Annotated in this window: 12 protein-coding genes; 5 read left to right on the top strand and 7 right to left on the bottom strand. The window is 66.5% G+C overall.

Going from position 1 to position 13,662, the window contains the following annotated elements:
- Nucleotides 1–86 precede the first annotated feature (86 nt).
- The 5 genes from HWX07_RS02875 to HWX07_RS02855 all read right to left on the bottom strand — a co-directional run bounded on the left by HWX07_RS02875 (nt 87) and on the right by HWX07_RS02855 (nt 3,880).
- Entirely contained in the window at nt 87–671 is a 585-nt protein-coding gene (locus HWX07_RS02875) for a hypothetical protein (protein WP_175875105.1), read from the bottom strand.
- A gap of 155 nt (nt 672–826) precedes the next feature.
- Entirely contained in the window at nt 827–2,449 is a 1,623-nt protein-coding gene (locus tag HWX07_RS02870; RefSeq protein WP_175875104.1) for a chemotaxis protein CheA, read from the bottom strand.
- A 44-nt stretch (nt 2,450–2,493) separates the two neighbouring features.
- Nucleotides 2,494–2,775, bottom strand: a complete 282-nt coding sequence (locus HWX07_RS02865) for a hypothetical protein (protein WP_011547315.1) — start codon at nt 2,773–2,775, stop codon at nt 2,494–2,496.
- Nucleotides 2,776–2,854: 79 nt separating this feature from the next.
- Nucleotides 2,855–3,445 (bottom strand): hypothetical protein, encoded by a 591-nt coding sequence (locus HWX07_RS02860; protein WP_175780003.1) that lies wholly within the window; start codon nt 3,443–3,445, stop codon nt 2,855–2,857.
- Between the two features lie 111 nt (nt 3,446–3,556).
- The gene (locus HWX07_RS02855; RefSeq protein WP_011547313.1) at nt 3,557–3,880 is read right to left on the bottom strand and encodes a hypothetical protein; all 324 of its coding nucleotides are present in this window, start codon (nt 3,878–3,880) and stop codon (nt 3,557–3,559) included.
- A 1,704-nt stretch (nt 3,881–5,584) separates the two neighbouring features.
- Here HWX07_RS02855 and HWX07_RS02850 point away from each other — a divergent pair.
- Nucleotides 5,585–5,950 (top strand): hypothetical protein, encoded by a 366-nt coding sequence (locus HWX07_RS02850; RefSeq protein ID WP_175875103.1) that lies wholly within the window; start codon nt 5,585–5,587, stop codon nt 5,948–5,950.
- A 223-nt stretch (nt 5,951–6,173) separates the two neighbouring features.
- Here the strand turns inward: HWX07_RS02850 and HWX07_RS02845 are convergent, their stop codons facing one another.
- Nucleotides 6,174–7,097: an AraC family transcriptional regulator gene (locus tag HWX07_RS02845; RefSeq protein ID WP_027809702.1), complete on the bottom strand. Its 924-nt coding sequence runs from the start codon at nt 7,095–7,097 to the stop codon at nt 6,174–6,176.
- A 181-nt stretch (nt 7,098–7,278) separates the two neighbouring features.
- Between HWX07_RS02845 and HWX07_RS02840 the strand changes: the two genes are divergently transcribed.
- Nucleotides 7,279–7,740, top strand: coding sequence for a (2Fe-2S)-binding protein (locus tag HWX07_RS02840; RefSeq protein WP_006480868.1), 462 nt, complete (start codon nt 7,279–7,281; stop codon nt 7,738–7,740).
- A 2-nt stretch (nt 7,741–7,742) separates the two neighbouring features.
- A complete protein-coding gene (locus HWX07_RS02835; protein WP_175875102.1) occupies nt 7,743–9,953 on the top strand; it encodes a xanthine dehydrogenase family protein molybdopterin-binding subunit in 2,211 nt (736 codons plus the stop codon).
- A 123-nt stretch (nt 9,954–10,076) separates the two neighbouring features.
- Here the strand turns inward: HWX07_RS02835 and HWX07_RS02830 are convergent, their stop codons facing one another.
- Nucleotides 10,077–11,279 carry a Fic family protein gene (locus HWX07_RS02830; RefSeq protein WP_175875101.1) on the bottom strand — a complete coding sequence of 401 codons (1,203 nt, stop codon included), beginning with the start codon at nt 11,277–11,279 and terminating at the stop codon, nt 10,077–10,079.
- A 426-nt stretch (nt 11,280–11,705) separates the two neighbouring features.
- On the opposite strand from HWX07_RS02830, the gene HWX07_RS02825 reads away from it, so the two are divergent.
- Both HWX07_RS02825 and sctQ read left to right on the top strand, forming a co-directional pair.
- Entirely contained in the window at nt 11,706–12,104 is a 399-nt protein-coding gene (locus HWX07_RS02825; RefSeq protein ID WP_175875100.1) for a winged helix-turn-helix domain-containing protein, read from the top strand.
- Between the two features lie 400 nt (nt 12,105–12,504).
- Nucleotides 12,505–13,659, top strand: coding sequence for a type III secretion system cytoplasmic ring protein SctQ (gene sctQ / locus HWX07_RS02820; protein ID WP_175875099.1), 1,155 nt, complete (start codon nt 12,505–12,507; stop codon nt 13,657–13,659).
- Nucleotides 13,660–13,662 lie beyond the last annotated feature (3 nt).

Below are 13,662 nucleotides of genomic sequence, written 5' to 3'. Positions count from 1 at the left end.
CATCGGAGCGGCCGTTGCCCGATCGCGCGCGGCGGGGCCCGTGGTCCCGCGGCGCGGCGCCGCTCCGTCCTCGAATCGATACTGCGTTATCGGCAAAACACGACGCGCTGCGTGTAGATCTGCGGTTCGACGACAGGCTTCGTCGAGCCGTTGAGATCGTCGCGATAGGCGCGATAGGTCTTGCCGTTCACCGTCACGTCCGACGCGCGGGCCGTCTCGATCCGGTCGAGCCCGGCGTGCCGCCATTCGTTCACCCGGTCCGCCGCCATGACGCTCGACTCGCCCGCGATCTGCTGCGTGATCGCGCTGCCGTCGCTCCACGGCTGCGTCCGCATGTCCTCGGCGTGCTGCATCGCGCCGACCGTCTTGCCGGTCGACTTCGGCCCGTTCTGCGCGTCGAACGGCGCACCGCGGCCGTACACCGGCGATTGCCACGACGGCGCGTGACCCGCTTCCGGCATCATGTAGATCATCTGCGGATCGCCGATCATCATCATCGGCGCGCATGCCGTGTTGTCGGGACGGCCGAGCGTCGACAGCGCCTGCTGGACGCTCGCGGCATTCGCGAGGGTCTGCTCGCTCAGGATGACGAAGACCGCGGGATTCTGGAAAACCGATTGCGCAGCGGCCTGCACGCTGGCCAGCCACAAAGCGATCAAAAAGATCCTCATGATTGAGGCCTCCTTGCATCCTCGTCACGCAAAAAGAGGTGTTGACCTCGGGGATGGGAGCAACACCCGTCAAACCGGAAAAGACTGTCGGGCATCGGGCCGAACGCCTGCCGTGCGACCAGCGCGCCGGTCGCACGGCAAACCGGCCCGCACGCCTACGACGAGGTACTCGTCGAGATGACGGCCGGCGCCGGCGCGATCGGTGCAGCCGGTGCGGCCTGCTGGTCGATGGTGGCCGGCGGCAACGCTTGTGCCGGATCGGTCAGCGCAGGCATGCCGGCGGCTTGTGCAGCCGCGGTGCCAGCCGCTTCGACCGCGTCCGGGACTTTCGCGTCCGCTGCCGGCATGTCGGCAGGCGCGGCGGCGGCGGCAGGCTGCGGGGCCACCGGTGCAAGCGCTTCGGCGGTTGCCTGCGGCGCCGGCTCGGCCGCCTTCGCGTCGACGGCAGGCGCCGCGACGACGGCTGCCGCCGGCATCGGTTCGGCAACCGGCTCGCCGGCGGCCTGGGCCGTGTCGGTCGGGGCCGGCATCGGCTCCGGCGCCTTGTCGGCAACGGGCTGGGCGGGCTCGGGGGCCTTGTCCGCGACGGCCGGGGCAGGCTCGGGCGTCTTGTCGGCAACCGCCGGAGCAGGCTCGGGGGCTTTGTCGGCGACCGGCTGCACGGGCTCCGCTGCCTTCGTATCGGCGACCGGTGCGGCAGGTGCCGGCGCTGCCTTGTCAGCCACGGCCGGCGCGGCGATGACGGCTGCAGCCGGCACGGCTGCCATTGCGGCCGCCGGTACTACCGAGGCTGCGGGTGCGGCAGCGACAGCAGGCGCGGCAGCAGCAGCCGGCGCCGTGGCGGCCGGAACTGCGGCGGCAACCGTCGGCACTGCGACGGCCGGAGCAGCTGCGGCAACGGCTGGCATCGCGACGGCCGGCGCGGCGGCGACAGGCGCGAGCGCCGGCACCGGAACCGGCACCGAAACGGGCGCGGCGCGCATCGAAGCCGTCTCGATCGGGCGCGTCGCTGCGGGCGCCGGTGCGGCCGAGCCGAGCGGCGGCAGGCCCATCCGGTCACGCACGATCGGATCGCGATACTTCACGTCGTCCGCGACGGTCGCTTCGACGCTGGGCGCCACGTTCGAACGCGCGAGCGGCGCGGTCGTACCCGGGCACAGGTGCCCGGTCGCTTCCACCGCGCGCCGGTTCGCGTCGCTCTGGCACAGCAGCGCGAGCGCCACGTCGGTCAGGCCCATCGCACGGAATTCACGCGCATCGAGACGCCGCACGCAGGCCTGGTCGACCAGCGTCGTGCCGCCCGTCGCGCCGAACCCGGGGAACGACACGCCGACGCTCACCGAGCCCATGCAGGTATCGGACAGCGTGGTCGTGAGGCCCGGCGCCTGGATCGACGGGTTCGTCTTGATCGTCTGCGTCCCCGAGTAATTGACGTTTTCCGTCGCCTGGGTGTTGTACGGGCTGGAGCCTGGCGCGCCGGCCGCGAGCGTGTTCGTGCTCTGCGGCGTCACGTTGCCGCCGGCCGTGCTGGACGGCATGGTCACGTTGACGTTCACGCTCGAATTGCCGCTGCCGCGCACCCCGCTGCTGCTCGTGGCGTTGCCGCCGCGCGAGCTCGTGGTGTTCGTGTTCATGCTCGAGCCGCCGCCCTGACTGATCGCCGTCGACGATGTCGACGATTGCGCGCTCGACGTCGAATCGGCGGTTTGCGCCTGGGCACCGATCGTGGTCATCGCGAACATCGCCGCACATGCCACCTTGATCCTGTTGCTGTTCATTTCACTCTCCGGACGAGGTTTGACCTCCGACCCAGGCAACCGTACTAATTCCCCTGAATGCCTTCAGTTTTCGCTGCTTCCCCGAACTGCTTCCAGCCGCTGCCCAGCTGGGACCACGAGCCGGCCGACATGCCCTGCCACTGCTGGGTGTCCGGTCCGCCGATGGCACTGCCCGACGAAAGCGTTTGTTGTTCTGACGGTTTGGTTGTCTGGTCAGGTTTGTTTGACGTCTGCATAGTCGATTGCCCACCATCGGCGGCACGGTCAGCGCCATACGCCGTCAGAGACGCGAACATCAGAGCGGCGGCAATCAGGTTCTGCTTCATGCCAACTCCTTACGTGACAACGATGCGGAAAAGAGACCAGCGTCGCTGGGAAACTGGAAACTGGTCCCCCCACACCTGACTAATGACTGCTCCCGGTCGCGCTCGAGTCGCCCTGGCTTCCGCCCGATGCGGACGGCGAACCGGCCGGACCGGTACTCCAGACGGTCGACGAGTTGTAGTGATTCGAGCCCGTGATCGCGCCCGACCCGCCACTGCCCGTCCATCCCACGGCACCCGCGTTGGCATTGCCGTGGTCGTTCGCGCCCGTGGCCGTGTAGTGGTTCGCGCCGAGTACGATCGTGGCGGTCACCCCTCCCGAAAGCGCATTCGCGTTTTCGTTCGTGCTGCCGTTTCCAGCAAACGAGCCCGCGGCACCGATACCGCCGCCCGCCGCGAACGCGCCCCCGTTCGTGCCCGAACCGCTGGCCGTCGAAGTCGAGTTGTGATACGCGGATGCCGTGCCGGCGGAGCCGGCGGGTGTCACGGTACTGCCTGCATTCGCGCCGGCCGTCGAAGTCGAATTGCTGGTATAGCTGCCGGAGCCGACCAGCACCGAACCGGAAACACCCGCCGCGACGGATTGCGTCTGGTTGGTCGTGGACGATCCGGCCGCCAACGCAGCGGACGAAATGACGGTGAGCGCTGTCGCTAAAATGACTTTGGCTTTCATAGCAATTCCTTGCTGTGAGGAAGTTCGACGGTGGCGGAGCCGGGCCTGCCCTTGCGGGACAAGACCCGGCATCCGTGCCGCCAGCCAATGACGAACGCTACGCGTCGCGGCTTAGTGGTGATACGTCCAGCCGGTCGAGCCCGCGTTCGCGCCGCTGCTGCCGCCCGCTTGTGCGCCGCCGAAGCCGAAGCCGCCGACCGTCGACGTTTGCGTGTGGTTCGTGTACGAGATCGAACCGCTGCTGCCGCCACCGGCCGTTGCGCCGGCTGCGCCGAGTGCCGAGCCGGAATCGGTCGCGGTGAAGTGGCCGAACCCGGCGACCCCGGCCATCGTCTGGCCACCGCTCGACGAATTGCTGCTCGACACCGTGCCGCTGCCGGCAAACGCTGCACCCGAAACCGCCAGAACTGCTGCTGCAATCAGAAGCTTCTTCATGGTCGACTCCAAAACGGCGTGGAGAGAATGAGCATGGAAGATCGCACGCCATCAACCTTCCTGCCTCGAGCAATCCTTAAAAATAAGGATCACTATCAAATCAAGAAATCATTGTTTAATCGCAAATCGGTGCTTTTATTTTTTGGCCAGCCGAAGTCTAGTTTTATGTTTTTAAGTTGTCCAAAATTTCCGAGTAGGTGTTTTCTATTATTTTTATGAACATTGAAGTCAAATCAAAAACACCTCGATTAGATTTACCGGAATGATGCGCACATCTTTCCGGCTCGCGATTTCAATACCCCGTCGAAAACCGATGCCGGCACTGGCACCCGATTTCGGAATTGAAAATTCGCGAATGCATCGACTACCGCTAAATGCAGCGACCGCTCGATACGCGACCTTTAGCCGGGCGACGACGGGCCTGCATTGCAGCCAGACGACATGTCTGCTCCCTGAGCTATCGAAGAAAGGCCTTCCGGATAATCCGGCCGACGCGCGTTCGATCTAATCCGGCCGGCGCCGGAACTGGCCCGGCGCGATCGAAACGGCTCTGCACGGTTGAAGAGGAATCGGCGTCATGCTGTCCGGCACGAACAGCCTGCCCCATCCGGGAATGCTGAATGAGGTCGAGCACCGCTGTCGCCCGGTTGCCGCACGGAACGGCAACCGCTCCAGCACGCGGCGCGCGCGGAGGGCGGGAAATCGGCAAGGCGCGACCCTCGACGCTGGCACTGCGTCGCGAGCACGACCCCGATCATTCCGACTACCCCTGTGGTGCGCAAGAAACGCGCGGATCAAGCCACTACTTATAGTGTTCATCGCCGCTTCCCCGACTGGCTCGTGACGAACTGGTCGCCCCCACATCGTTGTTGCATCGTGTCGACCGCTCGCCGGTGCGTCCAACCTCGCAAACCGCATGCCATGCGATATGCCATCGGGCGTTGCGCGCGGCATGCGGCCGCCAGGCCTGACCATTGCGCCCGGAACGGCATTTTTTGTTTCAGGAATGTATCGCGATAACCGGGAGCGCGCGGCGGCGATCGTTGAACAATGCGACGCAATGCCGTGATTTGATGGACGAATCCGGCGCGCCCAAGCTGGCCGGACGCGCCTGCGAACGGGTGTTTCAAACTTGAGAAGCGCGCCTCGGCGCATGGCCGGTGATTCGTACGTTTCCGCTGACAAACCGCAGGTTGCGGCATGCCTACAGCCGTTCGTTACCCCTGGCGAACGGAGTTCCCGGCGCACGACGCTCCGCGCGGCACGGCCACCGACAAGGCTGGAACCCGGGTTCACTCGGAAATACGAAACGAATTTGATTCATCCGTGAAAATACCGACACGATCATCCGGTAAAAAACCTCGCCGTCCGGCACATTGCGAGCGTAATAATTAAAACAAATGTAAACGCACGACCCCGACAGAAACACGAGCATCATTTTTTCATTTCAACTCGATTCACCTTTCACCCCATGACCCATAAGATCGACTCATTGAAGAGACGCTTTCGATCACTTATCCGCTCGATTCTCATCACTGAAACATTCCGATTAAAAACAGCTTTTAAGCCTCCAGTCCCGTAAAATCCTGATTTATCGCGCGTTTCGTCGTATCGAACCGTATCGATCCAGCGATCGCCACGGGCGCGTCCCTGGCCCCACGATTCACGCCTGAAACACAAACGTTCGCGCCGAACGGTCATTGCATGGCGACGCCCGCATGCAGCGGGACTTCGTCGTTCATGGCATGCCGATTGCCTGAGGTCCGGCTCTCACCGAGCGGCACGCCACGGCACACGAAATACAAGCGGCGGCCATTCGTCAATCAGCGTGCTAGGGAAAAGGCGATGAAGATCACAACCGATCGATCGACGCTTGCGTCGTTCAAGCATCAGCGGGGTTGTCAACGAAACCGGAGCGCCTGTCGCGGCGCTTCGTCGACATCGGCAGAGGCGGACCGGCGCCTGCCGAAGCGATATCCGTGCGGCGGGATGGAACGCGTGCGCGACGCCGTCGAGCAAATCGACGTGTGGTTCCTGGAGATGCTCGACGACGACGAAAGCCATGAATGACAGGGGCGCGATCGACACGCGTGCCGGTCGGCGCGCACCGGTCACGAACGGCGCAGGCTTTCTCGGCAGCTACGTGTTCGAACGCGTCGTCATGGAAGGTTTATTCGTCAGGAATGCAGATTTCGGGAGCGCGGCCGCTTCGCCGAACCGCGCCTGCCGGTGTTCGACTGCCCGCGCTACGCGGTCGGTCGTCGCGCAATGACGATCGGCGACCGGTCGGCCGTCAGCCGAGCAGTTCCTTCTTGCGCAGATGCACGACGTCGCGCATCGGCGGCGCGCCGAACAGCCGGCTGTATTCGCGGCTGAACTGCGACGCGCTTTCGTAGCCGACGACGGCCGCCACCGACCCGACGTCGCCGCCCTGCCGCAGCAACAGCCGCCGCGCCTCGTGCAGCCGCAACTGCTTCTGGTACTGCAGCGGGCTCAGCGTCGTCACGTGCTTGAAATGATGGTGCAGCGACGACACGCTCATGTTGACCGCCTGCGCGAGCGACTCGACGCGCATCGGCTCCGCGAAGTGATCGCGAATCCATTCGATCGCACGCGCGATCCGGTGCGTCTGGCTGCCGGCGATCGCCATGTGGCGCAGCCGCGTGCCTTGCCCGCTCGTCATCAGCCGGTACAGCACTTCCTTCTCGATCAGCGGCGCGACGACCGCGATGTCGGCCGGCGTATCGAGCAGCCGCAGCAGCCGCAGCGCCGCATCGAGCAGCGGCGGCGTCAGCTCCGCGAGCGCGATCCCCTCGCCTTCCGGGCCCGCGTCGGGCTCGGGCAGGCGCATCTCGGCCGCCAGCTCGACGATGCGCTGCGGATCGAGCGTCAGCGACAGGCACAGGTACGGTTCGTCCGCCGACGCACGCGTCACGCGTGAGAGGATCGGCAAGTCGATCGACGTAATCAGGCAATTGTGGGTGTCGTATTCATAAGCGTGGCCGGCCACGATCACGCGCTTCGCGCCCTGCGCGGCGATCACCAGCGCGGCGCGCGACACGGCGCAGCCGAGATCGACCGGCCGCGTGTGCCGATGCAGCATCAGGCCCGGCACGGCCGTCGAATGCGAGCCGTCCGCGGGCGCGAAACGGCCGATCAGCGACGCCAGTTCGCGCCGCCCGGCTTCGCGCGACGCGACGATATCGGTCATGTCCATGGCGCATCCTCGAATGATTTCCCGTGTCGCGCGAGCATAGCGAAACGGCTCGCCGCGTGCGGGCAATTTGCAGGATTGTTCAATAAATTTGCAGGATTGGGTAGACGCAAAAACGGGCTGCTCGCGCACACTCCCGGCTAACCTGCCCGTATGGCGGGTTTTCCCCACGGAGACACACAACATGCCTACCTCGTTTGTCCTGAACGGCAAGAACGTCACGCTCGACGCCGATCCGTCGATGCCCGTCCTCTGGGCGATTCGCGAACACGCGGGACTGACCGGCACGAAATTCGGCTGCGGCATGGCGCAGTGCGGCGCGTGCACGGTGCATCTCGAAGGCCAGGCCGTCCGCTCGTGCGTGCTGCCGCTCGCCGGCATCGCGGGCAAGCACGTCACGACGATCGAAGGCCTGCAGAGCAAGCCCGCGCAGGCCGTGCAGGCCGCATGGGTCAAGCTGCAGGTGCCGCAATGCGGCTATTGCCAGTCCGGCCAGATCATGTCGGCCACCGCCTTGCTCGAACAGAATCCGAAGCCGACCGACGCGGACATCGACGCCGCGATGAACGGCAACCTCTGCCGCTGTGCGACCTACGCCCGCATCCGGGCCGCGATCCACGACGCGGCCGCGACGCTGGGAGCCTGACCATGACGATCGAACTCGACCACACCGATGCGGTGCGCCCGTCGCGCCGCACCTTCCTGAAAGCCGCGGGGGCCGCGGCCGCCGTCAGCCTGACCATCGGCTTCGACTGGGCCGGCCTTGGTCGCCGCGCGCTCGCCGCGACCGCGCCGGCCGGCGATTTCGCGCCGAACGCATTCCTGCGCATCACGCCCGACGGCGCCGTCACGGTGATCGCGAAGCACGTCGAAATGGGCCAGGGCGCGTATACGGGCATCGCGACGATCGTCGCCGAGGAGCTCGACGCCGACTGGTCGAGCGTGCGCGTCGAAAGCGCGCCGGCCGATGCGAAACGCTATGCGAACCTCGCGTTCGGCACGATGCAGGGCACGGGCGGCAGCTCGGCCATGTCGAACTCGTGGCAGCAACTGCGCGAAGCGGGCGGCAAGGCGCGCGCGATGCTCGTGTCGGCCGCGGCGGCCCGCTGGAAGGTGCCGGCCGGCGAGCTGACCACCGCCAACGGCGTCGTCTCGCACGCGAAGAGCGGCAAGACGGCCGCGTACGGCACGCTCGTCGCCGATGCGTCGAAGCTGCCGGTGCCGGACAAGGTCGCGCTGAAGCAGCCGGCCGACTTCAAGCTGATCGGGCACCGGATTCCGCGCGTCGACGGGGCGTCGAAATCGAACGGCACCGCGCATTTCACGCTCGACACCACCTTCCCCGGCATGCGCGTCGCGCTGCTGCAGCGGCCGCCGCGCTTCGGCGCGACGGTGAAATCGTTCGACGCGACGGCCGCGAAGGCCGTGCCGGGCGTCGTCTCGGTCGTGCAGGTACCGGGCGGCGTCGCGGTCGTCGCGACGGGCTTCTGGGCCGCGAAACAGGGCCGCGACGCGCTGAAGATCGACTGGGACGAAACGAAGGCGGAGAAGCGCGGCTCGGACGAACTGATGCGCGAATACCGGCAACTCGCCGAGAAGCCGGGCACGTCCGCGCGCAAGGATGGCGATGCCGATGCGGCGATCGCCGGGGCGGCGCGCAAGGTCAGCGCGACGTACGAATTCCCGTATCTCGCGCATGCGCCGATGGAGCCGCTCGACGCGGTCGTCAAGCTGACGGCGAACAGCTGCGAGATCTGGGCCGGCGACCAGTTCCAGACGGTCGACCAGGGCAACGCGGCCAAAACGGCCGGGCTGAAGCCGGAACAGGTGAAGATCCATACGCTGTATGCGGGCGGCAGCTTCGGCCGGCGCGCGAATGCGTGGTCGGATTACGTGGTCGAGGCCGTGTCGATCGCGAAGGCGCTCGGCGCGGACGGCAAGCCCGTCAAGCTGCAATGGACCCGCGAGGACGACATCCAGGGCGGCTTCTACCGGCCGATGTACTTCCACAAGCTCGACGCGGGCCTGACCGCGGACGGCCGGCTGGTGGGCTGGCGCCACCGGATCGTCGGCCAGTCGATCCTCGCCGGCACGCCGTTCGAGGCGTTCATGGTCAAGAACGGCGTCGACGCGACGTCGGTCGAGGGCGCGGCGAACCTGCCGTACGCGGTGCCGAACGTGTCGGTCGAGCTCACCACCACCCAGGTCGGCCTGCCGGTGCTGTGGTGGCGCGTGGTCGGCAGCTCGCACACGGCCTACGCGGTCGAGGCGTTCATCGACGAAGCCGCGCACGCGGCCGGCAAGGACCCGTATGCGTTCCGCCGCGACCTGCTCGCGAAGGAGCCGCGCATGCGCGCGGTGCTCGAGCTGGCCGCGCAGAAGGCCGGCTGGGACCCGGCCAAGCCGCTGCCGAAGGGCCGCGGGCGCGGGATCGCGGTGGCCGAGGCGTTCAAGAGCTATGTCGCGCAGGTGGCCGAGGTCTCGGTCGACGCGGACGGCAAGGTGAAGGTCGAGCGCGTGGTATGCGCGGTCGACTGCGGGATCGCGATCAATCCCGACATCGTCGCCGCGCAGATGGAAGGCGGCATCGGCTTCGGGCTCGGCGCGGCGATGCACAGCGCGATCACGCTGAAGGACGGCCAGGTGGAGCAGCGTAACTTCGACGGCTACCACGTACTGCGGATGGCCGAGATGCCGAAGGTCGAGGTGCATATCGTGCCGTCGGCCGAGGCGCCGACCGGGGTCGGCGAGCCGGGCGTCGCGCCGGTCGGGCCGGCCGTGGCGAACGCGATCTTCGCGGCGACGGGCAAGCGGCATTACGTGCTGCCGTTCGATTCGGCGGATGGCGCGAAGGCTTGATGTGCCGGGACGCCGGCTACGGGGCGAGGGGTGCGCCGTGGCCGGTGTTTTTCGGCGCATCGCGAAAACACCATGCCCATCCGAGCGGAAGCCGCATGAAAGGATGCGGCCCACCACGCTCGTTCACTCCTGCTCGACTTCAGGCCAAAGCCTCGGAAACAGAAACCGGAGGCTATTCAACGGCAATCCAAAAGAAAGCTCGCCGCGATGCGAAGGCGAGGTCAGCAGCCCGAAGTCGAGCAGCGATCGAACGATCCGGCGCGCCAATACGTCGCTGACACCCAGCATCTGCGCGAATTCCGCGCGGGTGACGGTCCGGCGCAGCGCCACGAACTCCATCGCCAGCGCCGCGGCTTCCGGCTTGATCACTGATTTTTCCGAGCGAATCGTCCACGGGTTGGCCTCCAGGAACCTCAGTAAATCCAGCAGCCGCCCCGTCACTCCGTCGAACTGGGTCATATGCACCATGAAACCGACCTGGTCCTGACAGCAGTCGAGAAAAAACCGGGCGAACTTGACCAACCCTTCCTGGGATAGATTGCCACGGCCATCCAGATCGTTGCGACGCGTCTGGTCGGCCTCGCTCAGTCTCGCGTAATACTGCTCATGCTCTCGCGCCAGCCCTCGAAGCGGCGACCAGAGACCGTGGGTCAGATCGGCAGCGCGCAACCCGAGATGCGAATGCAGGCGCGCCACGCGCCCATTGCCGTCCATGAACGGGTGCACCCAGGCGAGACGATGATGGGAACAGGCAATGCCGATCAGTTGATATTCCTTGGCGCGAATGCGCGCATAACGTGTCGCCCAAGCTTGAAGCAGCGGCTCGATCATTTCCGGTTCCGGCGCCAGATGGCGCCCGACCGTCACATCCGCGTGCCGAAATTCGCCCGGGACGACGACATTTCCGTCAGCGGTCAATCGCTCGTCGTCAGACAGGCAGGAAAAGAAGCGATCGTGAATGGCCGAGATTCGCGCCGGCTCGAACAACGCAGCGACCGGAAGCGCACGCCATTCTTCCTCGAGCGCGGCTTCTGCCGCGATATGCGCAACCGCAAAGCGTTGCTTCTTGCGTTCGACGATATCGGTCGAATAATCCCGATGCAGCGCCGCCTCGATCTTGGCAGGCGTCGTGTGCTGGCCTTCGATCTTGTTCGTGTAGTACGAATTCATCGCGCGCAATTGCGGCACGAGCGCGGTGGCCAGCGGGGTATCTCGTATGGCAAGTAACCGCTGCGAAGAATCGACAAGTTCGGCGGCCTGCTCGAGCAGCGGATCGAGTACAGGATCCTCGGGAAACAACGGTTCGAAGGTAGCAACGGTCGTCATGCTTCCTTGTACGGTTCCATGTAGGGTTCAATGTCGGCAATTATAATCACTTATATTGCTGATTTATATTGATTTTTTTATAACCATGTAGGGTTCCATGTAGGGTTCCATGTAGGGTTCCATGTAGGGTTCGCAACGCATGCAGCCGACCCGGTTGCGCGCTTGTTACCGGCGTCTCCCCCACGTTACGTCAGACGTAACGCCCGTAACGTCGCCCCGCGATGCTACGTAACAATCCTTCATGATCGCCCGGCCCCCTTTCATCGATCGTTCGGCGTTCCCCGTTAAAAATTCTTTTAAATTCAAGGCCTCCCCGCCATCCGTGCCGTCGCCGCCTGCCGGCACCGCCCGACCACCCGCCTCCTGGCCCGGAAGTTGCAGCACAGGACCCCGCAAACACTCCTTTACGGACATGCGAGGGCCACCATGGATTGCAAATACCTGTACATCGACAACATAAAAATCAACTTCGTCCGCCGCACGATCGAAATCGACAACAAGATCGTCGACGTGACCCCGCGCGAATTCGACGTCGTCGAATTCCTGCTCGACAACATGAACAAGATCGTGCCGCGGCAGGCAATCCAGGAAGCCGTGTGGGGCCGCGAGCTCGGCGTGTCGTCACGCACGCTCGACACCCATATCTCGCGAATCCGTTCGAAGCTGCAACTTGAACACGACAAGAACCTGCGGATCATCCCGATCTACGCGGTCGGCTATCGGCTGGTGCTGTTCGGTGCGGCGATGACGCACGTCGAGCGCCACGACGCGGCGCCGGTGCTGCGCGCGGCGCCCCAAGCCGCGATGGCCGCCGACTACGCGTAACGCTTCGCCCGCGCGCCGCCCGTTCGCGGCACGCCGGCCACGCTTGTCCCACCGTGCTGCGCGGATTCGCAGCCCCTCGCGGCCTGCCAGCCGGATGCGGCCTGCACGCCGCCCGGCCTGCCAGCCAGTCACGCCCCAACCGCCGCCTTCGGGCGGCGGTTGCTTTTGACCGCCGGCCGTCGCACCGCCCGCTCCACCGCACTTCGTCCCTCCGCCGCACTTCGTCGCGCTTCGTAGCGCCCCGCTTCCGCCGTCCGCGCGCGATGGCCGCGACTACGGATTCCGGCGCGGCACGCGGCCAGCGCCGTCCCTACAATCGACGCAGCAGCCGCGCGCCCCTCGGCGCCGCCGGCCCCAGAACAACCCGTCGAACCAACGCCGAATCCGCCCCGATCCCGCCGTGCCTGCGCTGTTCCTGACGAATGCCGACGCCGGCGACGCCGCGAACCGGGCCCTGCCCGATGCTTCCCCGCCGCCCGCCGCCGCGCCGGCCGCGGTCGCGCTCGACGCGTCGCCCTACCTGCCGCGCCTGTCCGCCGCCGCCGCGCGCGGGCTGTCGCATGCGTACTGCGCGACCGGCGCCGTCCCGGTCACGCTCGGCGAACAGGCGTACGAGGTGCGCTGGCGCGTCGACGCCGAGCCGGCTGCCGATGCGCACGCCTACCGCTTCGTCGTCGGCCCGGCCGCCGGCACGCTTTGGATCGACCCGCTCGCGGAAACCGAATGGCTCGGCGACGCGGCCGATCCGGCGGTCCCGGCCGTGATCCGCACGGCGCTGCTCGCCGATCTGTGCGCGCCGCTCACGGCCGTGCTGCAGGCGGCGACGCGGCAGCGCGTCGAACTGCTGCCGCCGCCCGACGGCGTGCCGGCCTGGCATGCGTCGCCGGCCGCGCTGCGGTTCGAGTTGCGGCGCGCCGACGCCGCGTGGCGCTGCCACGGCGCGCTGCTGTTCGACGCGCCGGATGCGCTGGCCGTGTTCTTCGCGGCCGCGCCGGCCGCGCTCGCCGACACACGCACGGCCTACGCGAACCTGCCGGTGCCGCTCGTGTTCGAGATCGGCCGCACCGAGCTGACGACGGCCGAGCTGGCCGATGTGGTCGGCGGCGACATCATCGCGATCGAGCGCTGGCAGGCGCACGAGCAGAACCTGCTGTGCGTCGCGCGGCTGCCGGCCGCGCCGGCATGGGAGATCACCGGGCGGCCGTCGGGCAACCGGCTGACCGTCGAACGAATCAGGGAGATGCCTTTGGAACCGACCCGCACCGACTCCGCGCCGCCGACGACGCACGACGCGCCGCCCGCCGACGCACCACGCTCGCTCGACGGCCTCGCGGTCGACCTGCGCTTCGAGCTGCCGCCCACGTCGATGCCGCTCGGCGAACTGAGCGCGCTGCAGCCGGGCGCCGTGATCGAACTGCAGCAAGGGATCAACCAGAGCGTGATCCATCTCGTCGCGAACGGGATGCTGATCGGCACCGGCCACCTGATCGCGGTCGGCCAGAAGCTCGGCGTGCGCGTCGTCACGCTGACGCAACCCGCGCCGCGCGAGCGCTGAACG

Origin of the sequence: Burkholderia sp. BCC0097, assembly GCF_902832985.1 — a bacterium.
Lineage (GTDB): Bacteria > Pseudomonadota > Gammaproteobacteria > Burkholderiales > Burkholderiaceae > Burkholderia > Burkholderia orbicola.
This window is presented reverse-complemented; position numbering and strand designations above follow the sequence as displayed.